This is a genomic window from Shewanella schlegeliana (genome assembly GCF_016765635.1).
GTDB classification, from domain to species: domain Bacteria; phylum Pseudomonadota; class Gammaproteobacteria; order Enterobacterales; family Shewanellaceae; genus Shewanella; species Shewanella schlegeliana.
Window position 1 is genome coordinate 1 of the sequence record NZ_JAESVD010000012.1, and the last position, 17,911, is coordinate 17,911.

The following is a 17,911-nucleotide window of genomic DNA, read 5'->3' on the forward strand; positions in this document are numbered from 1 at the left end:
CAGGCCAAGACAGTGATACGCCTGCCATCACCCCAACCAATGACGCGCCGACCATCGATGTCGTCGCCAACGATTTTGTGGAGAACAGTGCCAGCGACGGCGACGTTGCTGCGACCTACACCACCCACGATGAAGATGGCGATGCGCTCACGGTCGACTTCACGCCGGGGACTAACACATCGATGTCGTCGCCAATGACTTTGTTGAGAACAGTGCCAGCGACGGCGACGTTGCTGCGACCTACACCACCCACGATGAAGATGGCGATGCGCTCACGGTCGACTTCACGCCGGGGACTAACAACGACGGCTACTACGCCATCGTCAATGGCCAAGTGGTCTTGACCCAAGCCGGTGCAGACTTCGTCAATAATGGCGGCACCTTACCCGCAGTCGATCTCACCGTCTCTGACGGTAATCTCAGTGGCCAAGACAGTGATACGCCAGCCGTTACAGCGACCAACGACGCACCGACCATCGATGTCGTCGCCAATGACTTTGTTGAGAACAGTGCCAGCGACGGTGACATTGCAGCGACCTACACCACCCACGATGAAGATGGTGATGCGCTCACGGTCGACTTCACGCCGGGCACCAATGACAACGGCTACTACGCCATCGTCAATGGCCAAGTGGTCTTGACTCAAGCCGGTGCAGACTTCGTCAATAATGGCGGCACCTTACCCGCAGTCGATCTCACCGTCTCTGACGGTAGCCTTACAGGCCAAGACAGTGATACGCCTGCCATCACCCCAACCAATGACGCGCCGACCATCGATGTCGTCGCCAATGACTTTGTTGAGAACAGTGCCAGCGACGGCGACGTTGCTGCGACCTACACCACCCACGATGAAGATGGCGATGCGCTCACGGTCGACTTCACGCCGGGGACTAACAACAACGGCTACTACGCCATCGTCAATGGCCAAGTGGTCTTGACCCAAGCCGGTGCAGACTTTGTCAATAATGGCGGCACCTTACCCGCAGTGGATCTCACCGTCTCTGACGGTAGCCTTACAGGCCAAGACAGTGATACGCCTGCCATCACCCCAACCAATGACGCGCCGACCATCGATGTCGTCGCCAATGACTTTGTTGAGAACAGTGCCAGCGACGGTGACATTGCAGCGACCTACACCACCCACGATGAAGATGGTGATGCGCTCACGGTCGACTTCACGCCGGGCACCAATGACAACGGCTACTACGCCATCGTCAATGGCCAAGTGGTCTTGACCCAAGCTGGTGCGGACTTCGTCAATAATGGCGGCACATTACCCGCAGTGGATCTCACCGTCTCTGACGGTAGCCTCACTGGACAAGACAGTGATACGCCAGAAATTACACCGACCAACGATGCTCCTGTTGCCCAAGATGATCGCTTCAATGTCAATGAAGGCGCTGTAGTCAGTGGTAACCTCATCGCCGATAACAGCAATGGCGTCGACAGTGATCCTGAAAATGATCCGCTGAGTATCACCCATGTCAATAACACCCAGTTGGTCTTTGACCAAGACGGTTGGAGTCAGACACTCACCGTTGAAGGTGGCACCGTGCGTGTGAAAGCTGACGGCACCTTTGAATACGCCCACGATGGCAGCGAGCCAACTCCAACCGACCCAAGCTTCACCTATACCTTAAGCGATGGCAGTTTGTCTGACGTTGGTGAAGTGACCTTTGAGGTAGGCGCGGTGAACGATAAGCCAACCATCAAGTCTGTCACCAACACTCGAGTCTCAGAAGAGGGTCTTGTCGATGGCGTCACGGACACTACAGGTAATACAGATACCACAGACTCTGTAACGGCAAGTGGCTCAATCAATATCGAAGATCTCGATGGCGATACCCTGTCCGTTTCACTCTCCGGGCCAGTAACGGCTATGACCTCTGGGGGAGAGAGCATTAACTGGGCTTGGGATGCAGACACTGGTACCTTAACTGGTTCTATTGGTGTTGCAGGTACAGATTCATATCAAGAGGTAATGACAGTAAAACTCACAGCTCCAGACGGGAATAGTTCTGGTGAATGGAGCTATGATGTCACACTGCTTGCTCCTGTCGATCATGTTGATCCGACATCGGAAGACAACCTGTCTTTAGATTTCGGCATCTCTGTCGATGATGGCGATGGTGGGACAACTGATGGTAGCTTCAACGTTATCATCGAAGATGATGCGCCAGAAGCACATATTAATGATCTTGTTGCAGATAATGTTGCCCATATAGATGGTTACACAGGCACTCTGACAGTTAAAGGTGCTGACAATAATTATTCAGCGGATCTGACAGGTAATGTCACTGGCTGGAGTGATGAGGTTGGTAGCGAACTCTATTTCGCCGACTCGGGGCTAACCACTGGCGGCGAGACCATTTATTACTTTATCGACCCAGCAACCCCCGATGTCATGATTGCCTATACCAGCACCACCTCAGCCGTGTATGGCGATGCGGGGGCCGATCAATCAGTGGTGTTTACCCTGTCAGTTGACCCGAACTCCGGAGAGTATGTACTCAATCTTGAGCAGCCTATCACCGAAGTTATTTCTACGAGTGCTGATTTAACAGGAACAATTCCAGGTGGTAACGATGAAGATCTGTTCATCCTACTACAAGGCAGCGTTGTTGGTGAAGTTAATGTAAATGATCAAATACAGTGCTCTATTACCGCTACCGATATAAATGGTGCAATTGATACAGTTAACACCAGTCCAAATGGTATAGGTGTCGGTACAGGTAAGGATATTGGCGACGGTGAGACATTAATTCTAACCTTTAGTGGGCCAGTTACCGACAACTTAAGTCTCACTCTTAGCCATAATAACGGCAACGAATATACAGGCAATGCCACATTCTATGTGTCTGGTGTCGATGCTAATGGCGTTGCAATCACCGATACCTTTGTAGGCACCAGTGCCGAGTTTACAACTTATCTATCTAACTCACCGATAGCAGAGATAAACCTTATTCAACTTTCAACGGCGAGTGATGGTTCTGACTTTAACCTTCAATCGCTAAATACTGAAACCATTACCGTCGATACCTCAGGTACAACACTGGATTTCACTGTCGATATCATTGATGGTGATGGCGATGTTGATAGCGATAATGATTTTAGTGTCACTCTAAATGCACCATCAGCACTGACTGCTTTAACACCGTATGGCTTTGCAAGTTTAGACGAGGCGACCCTACTCTCTGATGCCGCTGACAACGACACAGAAACATTACTGTTTAAAGCGGGCGACTCAGAAATCAACAGCTTTAGTTTTGGTGATACGAGTAATATTGAAGTACAAGGTATTCGCCAACCTATGAGCTGGCGTATCGAAGACGGTAAGCTAATAGGCTCAATGAACGGCCGTGGCGACCTACTTAAGTTGACTCTGGATTGGGACGCTATCGCAGCAGGACAGCAAGGAACAGTTGTTCTTGATGCAGAGTTGCTTGGTAAAATGCCTCATAATATCGATGTCGATAATCTGTTGATCACGGGTATTGAGGTCATTGCAGCAGATGCATCTGGAAGCAATGCGACTTCGAGCGTGACAGTATCTGTTGCAGACAATAATCTAGCTCCATTAGCGACCGACGACTATTTTGGTGTTGGCTTAAACAGCCATTACTACAGCTACAATGACAGCACTGATGGCGGAAACCTATCTTCAGTTTCACAAGTGAGAGACTTCATTAATAGCAATGAAGCTGATGCGACTTTCTTTGCAACAACTCTCAATTACGCATGGGGTAATGGCAATCTAGGTACAGGTAATAGCCTGCAACAATTCTTAGGTGATGATGCTGCAAGCTTAAGTAATGACCCTGGAAATAGCTCTGATGCCATCTTGCATATGCAAGGATCAGTACAATTAGATGCTGGAACCTATGGCTTAAAAGTCACTGCTGATGATGGTTATTCGGTACTTATCAATGGTGTCGTTGTCGCGCAAGTATCTCGAAACCAATCATCAAGTACTCGTTTACCTGGTGATGATGGACATATCTATTTTGATATTACCGACTCTGGTGCCCATTCAATCGAAGTTATTTACTGGGATCAAGGCGGGGCGTATCAGCTTAATATTGAACTAGGTGAGTTTGATCAAAACAATCAACAAATTGGTGATTACACACCGCTAGGCGATCAGATCATTGCTAACGGTGTTGTCGTTCTTGAAGATACCCCATTCACCTTCAGTGCTGATTCTATTCTTGCAAATGATACCGATCCTGATGGTGACCTACTGTCAATCATCAGCGTTGGCAATGCTGAGAATGGTACCGTTGAACTAGATGCTGACGGTAACGTGGTATTCACTCCTGATACTGGCTATAGCGGTTCTGCGAGCTACGAATATACGGTACAAGATGAAGACGGTTTAACCGATACGGCGACTGTCTATTTCGATGTTATACCGACCCGAGACTATGGTTTTGTGGGCGGAACAGATGGTGATAATACTCTGCAAGGCAGTGACGACCATGATGTCATTGTCAGCGATACCACCGGCTTACAGATTGTTGCGGGTGAAGATTATAATATCGCCTTTATTCTAGACTCTTCTGGCAGTATGGGGACCTCTGCTGTAAACACCGCTAAATCTCAGTTAATTGAGGTATTTAGAACACTACAAGCATCTACCTCTGGAGAATACTCTGGCACTGTAAATATTGCAGTTATTGATTTCTCTGGCTCTGCAACAACTAGCATCTCCCTCAATATTCAAGATTTAGACATTGATGCATTAGTCAACGGAAGTAACAGTGCTTGGAACAATATTACTAACGGTGGAAGTACAGATTATATCGATGCCTTTAATGCAACAACAGATTGGTTTAGCAGCAGCCTAGTCACAAATAACCCTGGAAATAATATCACCTACTTCATAACGGATGGGGAACATAACCAAGGTGGTGATCCTCTAGGGGCGTTTAACTTATTAAATGCGATATCTGAAGTTGAAGCTGTAGGTATAAAACAGAGCATAGATGCTGAAGATATAGTCGCATACGATAGTGATGGAAACGTTCAAGCCAAAGTTAGTGTAGATAATTTAGCCAGTGTGATACTTGGCTCTGAAACTACATTGCTTCAAGGTGATGACCAAACGACGGGGGGGCAAGGTAACGATATTATATTTGGTGATCTAACTCAGTTTACAGGTATAGAAGGACAGGGATTCACGGCACTTCAAGCATTCGTAGCACAAGAGACTAATGCTGATACCAATAGTGTGACGGTACAAGAAATCCATGCATTTATCACCGCGAATCCCGAAATGTTCAATATCACCAATACTAATGATGGAGCCGATACTCTAGAAGGTGGTGAAGGTAACGACATCCTGTTTGGTCAAGGCGGCAATGATACCCTAATTGGCGGCTTGGATAACGATACCATGATTGGTGGCCTAGGTGACGATAAGCTTACTGGTAACGAGGGATCTGATACGTTCGTATGGACCACAAACTCCGTTGATGGCACTGATACCACAGACCATATTACCGACTTTAACTTAGCAGAAGATAAGTTAGATTTAAGCGATATTTTGCAAGGTGATACTGTCAATGAGCTAGCTCAGCATCTGAGTTTTACAAATGAAAATGGTTCAACCAGTATCAATATTGATACTGACGGCAATGGCAGTTTTGATCAGCATATTGTCTTGGATGGCGTTGATCTAATTGGTCAATTTGGTAATGATGAGGCTGACATTATTTCCGGTCTGTTGGGCAATAACGGAGAAGGTCCACTTATCGTTAGTACGTCAACCGGAGATCCAGTGACTCAGTCAGTGAATACTCCTGATCCACTGGATGATCAATTTAGTCCAAATGGCTTTAATTTGGTTCCATAAATAAAGAAGCAACATAGTGATCCGTGGCAAAACTGGTCACTATGATCGATACTGATAAATAATAATAAAATCTTAAGGATAAGCCAAAAAGGTGTCAGCTTCAGATTCTAAGAAGACTGAGCAATGGACGATTTCAGCCTCTCAACGGGTGATGGTCGATCCTTTGCTAGACAGTTTAGTGTTACTCACCGAGCATTTCGGTAGCCCGTGCTCCAGCGACTCGCTGGCGGCAGGCTTGCCTATGCAAGGGCATGTATTAACGCCTGAGCTGTTGCCTCAAGCCGCTAGTCGAGCGGGGCTGGCGGCTAAGTTATCCCGTAAAGGGTTAAACGAAATATCGCCTATTTTGCTACCGTGTATTTTACTGCTTAAAGACAAGAAAGCCTGCTTACTTCGCGAACTCGATATTGAAAAAGATCGTGCGGTTATCCAACTACCTGAAACTGGTGGTGAGGAAACGCTATCGATTGAAGAGCTCGAAGCGCTCTACGTCGGCTATCTATTTTTAGTCAAACAGGAATACCGTGGAGACATGGGCTTAGATGTTCACCTTCACGAGAATAAGGCGCACTGGTTACTGCAAACCATTAAGGACTCCGCGCCCATTTACCGAGATGCACTTATCGCCTCGGTACTAGTGAACTTGTTCGCATTAGTGTCACCGCTGTTTATTATGAATGTGTACGACAAAGTCGTACCGAATCTGGCATTCGATTCACTATGGGTTTTAGCCATAGGTGCAGGTATCGCCTATATATTTGACCTAATTATGCGCCAGCTTCGAAGCTACCTTATCGATGTCGCAGGCAAGAAGGTCGATATCATAGTCTCTTCACGGCTATTTGCTAAGGCCATAGGTATTCCATTAGAGAAGCGCTCACCCAGTGTCGGCGGCATGGCCAAGCAGCTCGGTGAGTTTGACAGTATTCGCGACATACTCACCTCAGCAACCATAACCACGTTAGTGGATCTGCCATTTGCCCTCTTCTTCTTAATGATTATCTATATCGTTGCAGGAGATCTCGCTGTCATTCCGCTTTTAGGTAGCATCATTATTATCAGCTACACCTTAATCATGCAGCCGAAGCTCAAAGCCGCAATCGATGAGAGCAACAAGTTTTCAGGCCTAAAACATGGTCACCTTATTGAGTCATTAGCCTCCATCGAATCAATCAAGTCCAGTGGCGCAGAGGGGGTGGTTCAGAAGAGTTGGCAACAGATGATTGGCCACACAGCTAACTGGCAGCTAAAGTCCAAGAAGATCACCACCTCAGTAACCAATATGGCCACGTTTGTGGTGCAGCTATCAGTCATTTTCGTGGTGATTTTAGGGGTATACCGCGTCTCTGAAAATGAAATTTCAATGGGTGGTATTATCGCTGCAGTCATCCTTTCGAGCCGGGCGATTTCGCCCATGGCACAGCTTGCAGGCTTAATGACTCGCGGTAATCAAACCGCCAGTGCACTGCGTCAACTCGATGAACTAATGACTCAGGAAGATGAGTTTGAAAACAAAGGGCATCTCGTTAGTCGCCAGCGATTGCTAGGCCAGATCACGGCACACCATATCGGTTTTAGCTACCCAGGCTCTGAGCGTCCAGTACTACATCCTTTGTCGCTTAATATCGCTCCCGGTGAGCGTGTGGCGATTATCGGCCGCAACGGCTCAGGTAAAAGTACCCTAGCGAAATTATTGGTTGGCCTATTTCAGCCCACCAAAGGGAGTTTAACCTACGATGGTATCGACTCAGCTCAGATCCACCCAAGTGATTTAAGACGAAACTTCGGTTACCTGCCACAAGATATCACTCTGTTTCATGGCACCATTCGTGACAATATCTTATTTGGTACCCGCCAAGTTACCGAGCATCAATTGATCCGTGCGGTACAACTATCCGGCGTGAATTTATTTACCAATTTAGAAGCCGAAGGGTTAGACCAGCAAGTCGGTGAAGGCGGACGTGAGCTTTCGCGCGGACAGCGACAAACCATCGCTCTCGCCCGAGCCACATTGAATGACCCGCCAGTACTATTAATGGATGAACCCACTGCCAGTCTCGATGCTCGCGCAGAAAAGCAGTTTATTCACTCCATGCATAATGTGAGCAAAGACAGAACCTTACTACTTATCACCCATAAGATGCACCTACTCAACCTTGTCGATCGCATCATTGTCCTCGACCGCGGTCATATCGTAGCCGATGGCCCGAAGGCTGAAGTTCTCAAGAAGCTAAATGAGGGTTTATTAGCGGGGGCAGCTAAGAAATGAGTAAGCACTTAACCACACATGATTTAGAGATGGTAGATGATGTCTATGGGGCGATGATGACTGATGCGCCCGCAAGCCATCGATTAATTATTTGGGCGCTCGCAGCCTTAGCAATTACCTTCCTTTTTTGGGCCTATTTTGCCGAGCTTGACCAGGTTACTACAGGTATGGGCAAGGTTATCCCCTCTTCCCAAGTGCAGGTTATTCAAAGCCTAGACGGTGGTATTTTACAAGAGATGTACGTTCAAGAGGGCTTAATTGTCGCTAAAGGGCAACCTCTTGTGCGTATCGATGCCACACGTTTCCAGTCGGATTTCGCGCAGCAGGAGCAGGAAGTCAATAGCTTAGTCGCTAACGTGATTCGTTTGCAAGCCGAGCTCAATAGCATCACGATATCTGCCATTACCAACGATTGGCGCGAGCAGGTAAAGATATCTCCTCAGCCTATGGTGTTTCCGTCTGAGCTAGAAAAAAATGAACCTGAACTCACTAAGCGACAACGGGAAGAGTATGCTGGTCGATTAGATAACTTAAGTAACCAACTCGAGATCCAAGCGAGACAAATTCAGCAGCGTAATCAGGAAATCCAAGAGTTAGCCTCCAAGATTAAAACGCTAACGACCAGTTTTCAGCTGGTATCAAGAGAGCTTGAGCTGACTCGGCCGTTGGCTGAAAAAGGCATCGTCCCCGAGGTAGAGCTACTCAAGTTGCAGCGAGTCGTAAATGATATTCAAGGCGAACTAGCATCCCTTAGGTTACTTAGGCCCAAGGTTAAGTCCACCATGGATGAAGCTATTCTTAAGCGTCGTGAATCCGTACTCATTTATGCCGCCGATAGCCGTGCTCAACTTAATGAAATGCAAACTAAACTTTCACGCATGAACGAAGCGCAAGTCGGTGCACAAGATAAAGTTAGCAAGGCGGAAATTGTCTCGCCAGTCAATGGCACAGTCAAGACGGTTCATATCAATACACTCGGTGGCGTGGTGCAGCCCGGTGTCGACATCATTGAAATCGTACCATCAGAAGACAAGCTTTTAATTGAAACTAAGATTATCCCTAAAGATATCGCCTTCTTACATCCTGGCTTACCAGCTGTAGTCAAAGTCACCGCCTACGACTTTACTCGCTATGGTGGCCTAAATGGCGTGGTAGAGCACATTAGCGCCGATACCACCCAAGATGAAGAGGGCAACAGTTTCTATATAGTAAAAGTGAGAACTGAGTTTTCCAGCTTAACAAAAGACGATGGAACGAAAATGCCTATCATCCCCGGGATGTTGACCTCGGTTGATGTGATTACTGGGCAAAGATCTGTTTTAGAGTACATACTTAATCCGATATTACGGGCTAAAGATACCGCGCTTAGGGAGCGCTAAGTCCGGCATAGAAAACAACCAGGAGGGGTTATACATGGATAGCAGCACAGTACGGCAGCTAAAACGCAGTGCATTAGCACTTGCCGTTGGCGCGCTGATGATACCAGTAACAGCATCTAGCCAGACGCTAGAGCAAGCTGTAGCACACACACTGGATACAAATCCCGAAATACGGATTGCATTTAACCGCTTTAAAGCGCGTGAAGAGCAAGTCAATCAGGCGGTTGCTGGTTACATGCCAACGGTTGACATTAGCGCTGGCTATGGTTGGGAGCAAACCGATAGTCCATCTACTCGCCGACGCACAGGCCAAGGTGATGTCAACGATGATGGCGTGATTGAACTAGAGCGCGGTGAAGCTGGCTTTAGTATCAAACAGATGCTATTTGATGGTTTCTATACTAGCAGTGAAGTCGATAGATATAGCTTCGAGGCCAGCGCCGAACAGTGGGCACTGTTTGCCGCAGCCGAAGATATGGCACTAGATGTCGCCAAAGTTTATATCAACTATATTCGCAGTGAGCAGGTACTCACCTTGGCAGAGAAAAACCTGCAAAGCCATAAAGATATCTATGAGCAAATTAAGCAGCGTACCGATTCAGGTCTAGGCTCTACAGCGGACCTATCGCAAATCACGGGACGCTTGGCACGCGCTAACGCCAATGTTATCTCTGCACGTAACAATTTTTACGATGCTAAATCTCAGTTTGTTCGCATCGTTGAACAACAGCCTGAAGACATGATAGTGCCGGTACCAGACGCCGATATGCTACCAGCAGATCTGAGCACCAGTATTATGATGGCTCAAGACAACCACCCAATTCTAAAGTCTGCAGCAAGTGATATCTACGCAGCAGAAAATGAGAAAGATTCAGCTCAATCAAACTACTATCCTAAGGTCACTTTAGAGCTTGATGGTAATTGGAATAACAATATGGATGGTGAAGATGGTTATTCATCCATTATTACCAATGATGTTGGTGGTTATAACAATGATCTTGTCGCTATGGTGCGTTTAAAGTACAACCTATTCGCCGGTGGTCGTGACCTTGCCCGAGAAAAAGAAGCTGCATATAAAGTTGGTGAAGCTAAAGAGATCCGCCAACGCGCTCACAGACAAGTCGTTGAAGGTGTCAACTTAGCTTGGAATGCCTACGAGCTTCTGACTCCACAAAAAATGTATATTCGTGACCATGTCATTGCAGCAAAAGATACTCAAGTAGCCTATAGCCAGCAGTTCAACTTAGGCCAGCGTACCCTACTGGATCTGCTAGATACTGAAAACGAGCTGTTTGAAGCTAGAAAAGATTACTTAGAATCTGAGTATGATGAAATTATCGCTCAATACCGTGTATTGAATGCCACAGGGCAACTACTCAATTCATTGCGTGTTACTAGACCGGATGTCTGGAACGGAGAGAGAGATTACGAGGGAGGAGTTCCACAATGAAGATCATTATAGCTATATTAAGTCTTGCGATTTTAAGTGGCTGCTCTATGCGTGATATTGCCACCATGGACGAGCCAACGGTACAGGTTAATGACCTGAATGATATCGATCATGACGGCGTCATTGTTGCCAGAGAGCGCTGCACCGAAACCGCATTAGGTGCAACGATTGACAATTACGGCTGCGGTAAGATCAAACCTATCAATGAGCGTCAGGAATTAAAAATCCTGTTCGCAAATGACTCTTACTATATCGACCCTATGTATTACCCTCAGGTCGAAGTAATCGCAACCTTTATGCGCGACTTCCCTAACACCCAAGCGGTTATTGAGGGGCACTGTAGTAAAACAGGAACTCATGAGCATAATCAAGTTTTATCGCAAAATCGCGCTAATGCTGTCAGTTCTTTACTTGCCGAGCGCTTTGGTATTGATTCTGATAGGCTCAGTGCAGTAGGTTATAGTTTTGATCGTCCTATCGATCCAACTCATACTGCGGCGGCACATAAAGTTAACCGCCGAGTAATTGCTGAGTTAACTGGCGATGACACTACAGCGGATATGAAGTGGCACATCTACACGGTAGACGAAGAAGTTAAGTAATAGAAGTACCGGAGCAGTATGGTTGGCAGGCTTTATCAATTAAAGAAAATAACAAAAGTCTGCCAATTAAAATTGACGGTATTAGCTCTGTCCGTCTCTTGCCTCTATGCTGCGCCAGTACAAAAGTTAGACTCAGTCCATATAACCCAAACTATCGAATCGCAATATGGCGAACGCGCGGGTAAAAGGATTAGAGCTTGGTTTAAGATGCTAGATGAAGCCAAGGGTTTGCAAGACAACGATAAGATATTGATGGTAAATAACTTTTTCAACCTCTTTCATTTTGTCGATGATATAAAACTTTGGGGAAATAAGAATTATTGGGCAACGCCCATGGAGTTTATCGGGGTTAGTGGTGGCGACTGTGAGGATTTCTCAATCGCCAAGTATTTTACCCTGCTTCAGCTCGGTGTTTCTGAAGATAAATTACGCATTACCATGGTTAAAGCAACCAGCGTAAATCAATATCATATGGTACTCGCCTACTATGAGACACCCTCTTCAATCCCTCTTGTTTTAGATAATCTTGATAAACAAATTAAGCCAGCAACACAGAGAAAAGATCTGTTACCTGTCTACAGCTTTAATGGTAGACAACTGTGGCTAAATAAAGAGAAGGGACGAGGTGTTCTAGCGGGTTCGTCATCAAAGCTTGCTAAATGGAATGACTTGAAACATCGCTTGGGTGTAGAGCGCCTTAATCAGCCCAAGATAAAACTGGAGTAGTTAAAAGATGACACTGTTTCGACAGATATACACATTACTGTTTGTGTTGTTTTTGTTGGTTGTTGCGAGTTTAAGCTATGTGCAGTTTAGCGAAACTCAAAGCTTTCTAACCAAGCAAATGGAATCCGATCTCAATAATACCAGCCACTCGCTCGGTATTATGTTGGTGCCAGATCTAGAAGCTGGCGACATTGTTGGTGCTGAAACCCTAATCAATGTGATTTTCGAGGGTGGCTACTATCAGCAGGTAAAACTGACCTGGTTGGTCGATGGCAAACAGCAGGTGTGGGAAAACCCGATGACAATCGAAGGGGTTCCCCAGTGGTTTATCGATTTAGGCCTATTCAAAACGATTAAACGTGAAAGCACCATCACCTCAGGTTGGATCCAGCTTGCTCGCCTAGAGATCACTGCCCATCCAGGTTTTGGTTATCATGAGCTATGGCGCACCATGACCAACGCTATCATTGTTTTTTCAATCCTATTTCTAATTGCGATTATCTCTGCCCGTGTAGGGTTAACCTGGATATTAAAACCGCTACATGAAATTGCAGAACACGCCAAAGAGATCGCTAACCGTAAATTTGGCCCCGACATGAAGGTCCCTAAAACTGCCGAACTTAAATCTGTGGTGCAAGCCTTTAACAGCATGTCAGATCAACTCAAGCAGATCTTTAATTCACTCGATGAAGAAGTCGGAGAGCTAAGAAAGAAAAACCTTGTCGATCAAGTATCAGGCCTGCCAAACCGCCAATATATGATGGGACGTTTAAATAGCTGGTTAAGCGAACCAAAGAGTGGCGCACTGATGATGGCAAAGTTTGACTGGTTAGAAGAGGTGCACAGTAAATACGGCTATCAAGTTCGCGATGAAACCATCAAGTTACTATCAGACAAAATGAAGCAGCATTTAGACGGTGTCACTACGTCAGTGATTACACGAATTGCAGCCTATGAATTTGCCTTTCTAATTACCAGTTCTGAGCATGAGCTGACCAGTAAGTATCTGCAAACCCTCATCCGCACCATTAACCAAGAGATCTCTAAGGCAGGCTGTAAGCCAAATGAAAACTTTGCAATAGGTATTGCCGAACGAACTGGCCAAATGACAGTAACAGATATCCTAGCGCAGGCTGATAATGCATTACAAAAGTCACTACAGGAAAATAAAGTTTTCCACTGGTTTGAGACAAATGAAAAGCAGCTGTTTACCCGAGAGCAATGGCGAGAGCACTTAAGTAATGCGATTACTGACGGTAGATTTAAGTTTAAGTGGCAACCCATTTTGCTTAACCAAACTGAATCTATTTTGCAGCGAGAGCTATATTGCCAGTTAGAGATAAACGGCAAGATGGTGCACGCAGGACAATTTATGCCCTATGTTGAGCTACTTTCCTTAGGCAGCCTATTAGATAGATGCTTAATTAAGACGATTCACACTAAGAAGCTATTAGATAGAAACTTCGAGCCAATAGCGATTAACTTAACTTTCCAAAGCATTAGCGATCTAGAGTTTCACCAATGGCTCGGCAAGTTCCTGCGTGCTTCAACCCTACGGGAGAGGATCTGTTTCGATATCCCCGAAGCCGCCGTTTATAGTGATCCAGAAGCCTGTCAGGCACTCTGCGCCATTATTAGAGATAATGGTGCCCACTTCGGTATCGATCATTTCGGCCGTCAGTTTGGCTCGATGACCTACCTACAAAACTTACGTCCTAGCTATGTGAAGCTAGATCAATCCTTTGCTTATTACGACGATAATGCTCACAGCAGCGAGCTATGCCGAGCACTGATAAACGTTGCTAAGGGCTTAGATATCGAAGTAATCGCCACAGGTGTTGAGGAAAAGACACAACTTCAACGTTTCGTGCAATTGAAGACCAATGCCTATATGGGCTTTATCTCCCCGCCCGTCGCAGTCGAATAGTACTAATCGATAATAATGAAATAGATAAAGGTCTCTCAAGAGACCTTTTTTAATTTTAGACTCTAGGAAAGGCTAAGACGGAAAAGCAAAGAAGGTCCTAGGTGCTAGAAAAAGCAGGTTCTAGAAAGAGCAAAGACGAGAAAAGCGGGAAAAGCGAAGAAACGACAAAGGTAGTGTTATTTTCCTTCTGCTCTTCCTAGCAAGGCTTTAGCCCGCCCTCGCAGCGAAGCGTCCTAGGAGCTAGCACCTTTCTTGGCCTTTTAAAAACGAAAAAAGCCTCTTGATTTCTCAAGAGGCTTTTCGAAAAGTGGTCGGCCATGGTTTCATAAAAAGAGAGGATTCGAATCCGTGACTATAAATTTCAGATACAAAAAAGCCCTTCGATTTCTCGAAGGGCTTAATGTAAAAGTGGTCGGTGATAGAGGATTCGAACCTCTGACCCTCTGGTCCCAAACCAGATGCGCTACCGGGCTGCGCTAATCACCGAAAATCTTTTATCTTACTTAACTTGCTAAATATCGAGTAAACTCGCTATTTATAAATATGGTCGGTGATAGAGGATTCGAACCTCTGACCCTCTGGTCCCAAACCAGATGCGCTACCGGGCTGCGCTAATCACCGAACTTTGATGTTTAAAGAGACTCAATCTCTGTAAGGAAAATGGGGTGACTGATGGGGTTCGAACCCACGACAACCGGAATCACAATCCGGGACTCTACCAACTGAGCTACAATCACCACTGATATTTCCTACTAACAAAACCGCCGATTCCATTCTGGTGCACCCAGAAGGATTCGAACCCTCGGCCTCACCCTCCGGAGGGGTGCGCTCTATCCAGCTGAGCTATGGGTGCCTTGCCTTGTTAGCGGGGCATATAGTAGGTTCAAAATGCCCTGCCGTCTACACCTGTTTTGCTTTTTTTATGGATTTTACGTTCGTTCGGTCAAGTTTTGAGTCATTTGTACGGTTTTATACCACAGAGCGTCAAAATAATGACTTGGACACAGGGCTTTTTCATGTTATCTATACATATTAGCTCAAATCCTAATCAGATTAAAAATTGCGATTGGCGGAACGACATGTTTAGGGAAGAATCATCTCAGTCAAAAAAGACATTGAGATTAAATAAACGGATTACTCGTCTAAAAGCCCTAGCGCTAAAATACAAGCGCGCCGAGATCACTCAAAATGCTCTACTAGAGATCTCTAACTTAGCATCGAGTGTAACAACACCGGAAGAGTTCTATGCATCACTGCATAGTTCACTCAATAAACTGATCCCCGCCGATAACTTTTTCATCGCCACACTCAATGCCGAGACAGGCAAAATTGAAGCCCCCTTCTTTCAAGATGAAAAAGATGCGCATCCGCAAGACTTCTACCCAGATGAAGATCTTTCCGATACCTTATACAGCGGTTTAACGGGTTATGTACTCAAAACCGAACAAACCCTAATCTGTAATGATGAGACTTACCATCAACTCCTGAAATCAAATGCCATTACCCCTAGAGGCAGCCATTGCCATCAATGGGTAGGCACCCCAATCAAAAGTGTCGATAGCACCATAGGCGTATTAGTTTTTCAAAGCTACAACAGTGACACTGTTTATGACGAGATAGAAATTGAGCTAATGAACTTCATTAGTCACCATATTTCAGGGGTGATTCAACGACTACAGAATCAAGAGCAGTTAGAGCAAGCGATCAACACCCGCACTAAAGAGTTAAGCATTGCTTATAACAAGCTTAAGCAAGAGGTTTACGAGAGGCGTCGTGCAGAACGTCTACAGAAGTCACTGTTTGAGATTGCAGACTTAGCAAACTCAAATATCGACAGCCAAGAGTTCTACAGTGAAATCCATCGTGTAATTAGCCATCTACTGCCGGTCAATAACTGCTTTATCTCATTACTTAATGAAACGCGAGATGCACTTACCTTTCCCTATTTCGTTTCTCAGTATGATCTCCCCTCGCCCAAACCTCGGGCTTTAAGCGATGGTTTAACCGAATATATTTTACTGAACAATAAACCTAAGCTGCTTAACCGCAGTGATATTAAAGGGCTTATTGAGTCTGGCGATCTCTATTGCGAAGCCCCTGAACTCAATGACACCCAAGAGATCAACCAATGGATAGGGGTGCCGCTATTTATTCACGGTCAAATCTGTGGTGCGCTGACAATTTACAGTTATAGCCATATCCAAAACTATCAAGAGAGAGACTTAGAGCTACTCACCTTTGTCTCTCAACACATCGCCACGGCAATTGAAAAAAAACAATCTGAAGAATCATTAAGACAGAGTAACGAGCTTTTAGAAGAGAAAGTCAACGAGCGAACTAAAGCACTAGAAAATGTTAATCAAGATCTTGAAAAAGAGATTAACCAGCGTAAACGTATTGAGCGCCAACTCGTCCATGATGCTAAACACGACAATCTAACCGGACTCCCAAATCGTTCCATGTTTATGGAGCGCTTAACCCAAGCGATAAAACATGTACGTCGCCACAGTCTTGAAAGATTTGCCGTACTGTTTATCGATATGGATAGATTTAAACTACTAAATGACACCCTGGGGCATTTAGAGGGCGACCGCTTTTTAATTGAAACCGCTAAGCGTCTCAAACAGTGCGTCCGAAACAACGATATGCTTGCCCGCTTAGGTGGTGACGAATTTGTCATCCTACTCGACAGCATCAGTGGTCAGCAAGATGCCGAAGATATAGCAGAAAGAGTGCTTGCCGAGCTATCTAAGCCCTACTTGCTTGCTAACCAGCAGTTTAAGTCCAGTGCCAGCATCGGACTTGCTATGAGTGGCCAAAGTCGCTCAGACACCAGTGAGTCGATACTGCGTGATGCCGATACCGCCATGTATCAAGCTAAGTCACAGGGGAAGGGCTGCTATACCATATTTAATCACGGCGTAAATCAACAGCAAATTAAAGATATCAAACTTGAGAATGAGCTAAAAAATGCGCTACTCAACAACGATCTGCAACTAAGTTATTTGCCAATCATGGCACTGAACTCAGAACAGATCATTGCCTTTGAGCCTAGATTATTCTGGCATCACCCAAGTTTAGGCAAGCTTAAACAGGCACAACTAAATAATATTGCCGAACACTGCCATATGGTGATTGAGCTGGACAACTATTTGTTAGAACAGGTCAACCTGAGCTTTCACGACATGCAAAAGCAATACGGCAATCAATTTCAGCTACAAATACCTATCTCGAGTCAACACTTAAACCATAAGCATGCGTTAAGAGCTCTCAAGAATAGAATTAAGCAGTGCCGTTTCAATATCAGTAAGCTGACCCTATTTTTTAATGAAAAGGAATTCGTACAAAACACCGATAACCATATTAGTGCTTTCGATAGCCTCAATAAGCTCGATGCCAAATTGGGAATAGAAGCCTACGGCAGCGCCCATAGCGCCATCAGCAGCCTAACCTTCCTACCCATTCAAGCTCTAAAACTCGATCCAAGTTATGTCGCGCACCTAGAGAGCACACAACATGTTAAGCTGGTGAAAGCCTACTTTAATGCGGCTCAAGCCCTTGGCTTAGAAGTCTTTGCAGCTGGGATCAATAACAGTAAACAATGTGAAGCGCTACAGGATATAGGCTTTACTAGTGGCCAGGGTAGCGCACTAGGAAATGTGATCGAGCTAGAGCAGGAAAAAGACAGAGTGTGTGCCTAGCAT

9 protein-coding genes and 4 tRNA genes are annotated in these 17,911 nt (G+C 45.6%); 9 read left to right on the plus strand and 4 right to left on the minus strand.

Annotated elements, in window-relative coordinates; genetic code table 11:
• The 8 genes from JMA39_RS21245 to JMA39_RS17700 form a co-directional block, all read left to right on the plus strand.
• A partial coding sequence (locus tag JMA39_RS21245; RefSeq protein WP_237732900.1) for a hypothetical protein occupies positions 1 to 344 on the plus strand: 344 nt, incomplete at its 5' end.
• Positions 341 to 5,854, plus strand: coding sequence for an Ig-like domain-containing protein (locus JMA39_RS17670; RefSeq protein ID WP_202723206.1), 5,514 nt, complete (start codon positions 341 to 343; stop codon positions 5,852 to 5,854). The genes JMA39_RS21245 and JMA39_RS17670, both read left to right, overlap by 4 nt.
• Positions 5,855 to 6,005: 151 nt before the next feature.
• Positions 6,006 to 8,123 carry a type I secretion system permease/ATPase gene (locus JMA39_RS17675; RefSeq protein ID WP_237732908.1) on the plus strand — a complete coding sequence of 706 codons (2,118 nt, stop codon included), beginning with the start codon at positions 6,006 to 6,008 and terminating at the stop codon, positions 8,121 to 8,123.
• On the plus strand, positions 8,120 to 9,502 hold the full coding sequence (locus JMA39_RS17680; protein ID WP_202723208.1) for an HlyD family type I secretion periplasmic adaptor subunit: 1,383 nt from the start codon (positions 8,120 to 8,122) through the stop codon (positions 9,500 to 9,502). The genes JMA39_RS17675 and JMA39_RS17680 overlap by 4 nt, the downstream gene beginning before the upstream one ends.
• A 34-nt stretch (positions 9,503 to 9,536) precedes the next feature.
• Positions 9,537 to 10,952, plus strand: coding sequence for a TolC family outer membrane protein (locus JMA39_RS17685; protein WP_202723209.1), 1,416 nt, complete (start codon positions 9,537 to 9,539; stop codon positions 10,950 to 10,952).
• The gene (locus JMA39_RS17690) at positions 10,949 to 11,554 is read left to right on the plus strand and encodes an OmpA family protein (protein ID WP_202723210.1); all 606 of its coding nucleotides are present in this window, start codon (positions 10,949 to 10,951) and stop codon (positions 11,552 to 11,554) included. Before JMA39_RS17685 ends, JMA39_RS17690 begins: the two co-directional genes overlap by 4 nt.
• A gap of 18 nt (positions 11,555 to 11,572) precedes the next feature.
• Positions 11,573 to 12,280 carry a transglutaminase-like cysteine peptidase gene (locus JMA39_RS17695; RefSeq protein ID WP_202723211.1) on the plus strand — a complete coding sequence of 236 codons (708 nt, stop codon included), beginning with the start codon at positions 11,573 to 11,575 and terminating at the stop codon, positions 12,278 to 12,280.
• Between the two features lie 7 nt (positions 12,281 to 12,287).
• Positions 12,288 to 14,207, plus strand: coding sequence for a bifunctional diguanylate cyclase/phosphodiesterase (locus JMA39_RS17700; protein WP_202723212.1), 1,920 nt, complete (start codon positions 12,288 to 12,290; stop codon positions 14,205 to 14,207).
• A gap of 409 nt (positions 14,208 to 14,616) precedes the next feature.
• On the opposite strand, the gene JMA39_RS17705 is transcribed toward JMA39_RS17700, so the two are convergent.
• The 4 genes from JMA39_RS17705 to JMA39_RS17720 form a co-directional block, all read right to left on the minus strand.
• A tRNA-Pro gene (locus JMA39_RS17705) sits at positions 14,617 to 14,693 on the minus strand.
• Positions 14,694 to 14,751: 58 nt separating this feature from the next.
• Positions 14,752 to 14,828 (minus strand) — tRNA-Pro (locus JMA39_RS17710).
• A gap of 40 nt (positions 14,829 to 14,868) precedes the next feature.
• Positions 14,869 to 14,944 (minus strand) — tRNA-His (locus JMA39_RS17715).
• Positions 14,945 to 14,983: 39 nt separating this feature from the next.
• A tRNA-Arg gene (locus JMA39_RS17720) sits at positions 14,984 to 15,060 on the minus strand.
• A gap of 226 nt (positions 15,061 to 15,286) precedes the next feature.
• On the opposite strand from JMA39_RS17720, the gene JMA39_RS17725 reads away from it, so the two are divergent.
• Positions 15,287 to 17,908 (plus strand): sensor domain-containing phosphodiesterase, encoded by a 2,622-nt coding sequence (locus JMA39_RS17725; RefSeq protein WP_202723213.1) that lies wholly within the window; start codon positions 15,287 to 15,289, stop codon positions 17,906 to 17,908.
• The last annotated feature ends 3 nt before the right edge of the window (positions 17,909 to 17,911 follow it).

Excerpts from the sequence above, each read along its gene's own strand:
- JMA39_RS17680 (WP_202723208.1), top strand. The coding sequence starts at position 8,120 with ATGAGTAAGCACTTAACCACACATGATTTAGAGATGGTAGATGATGTC.
- JMA39_RS17675 (WP_237732908.1), top strand. The coding sequence starts at position 6,006 with ATGGTCGATCCTTTGCTAGACAGTTTAGTGTTACTCACCGAGCATTTC.
- JMA39_RS17695 (WP_202723211.1), top strand. The coding sequence starts at position 11,573 with ATGGTTGGCAGGCTTTATCAATTAAAGAAAATAACAAAAGTCTGCCAA.
- JMA39_RS17690 (WP_202723210.1), top strand. The coding sequence starts at position 10,949 with ATGAAGATCATTATAGCTATATTAAGTCTTGCGATTTTAAGTGGCTGC.
- JMA39_RS17685 (WP_202723209.1), top strand. The coding sequence starts at position 9,537 with ATGGATAGCAGCACAGTACGGCAGCTAAAACGCAGTGCATTAGCACTT.
- JMA39_RS17700 (WP_202723212.1), top strand. The coding sequence starts at position 12,288 with ATGACACTGTTTCGACAGATATACACATTACTGTTTGTGTTGTTTTTG.
- JMA39_RS17725 (WP_202723213.1), top strand. The coding sequence starts at position 15,287 with ATGTTTAGGGAAGAATCATCTCAGTCAAAAAAGACATTGAGATTAAAT.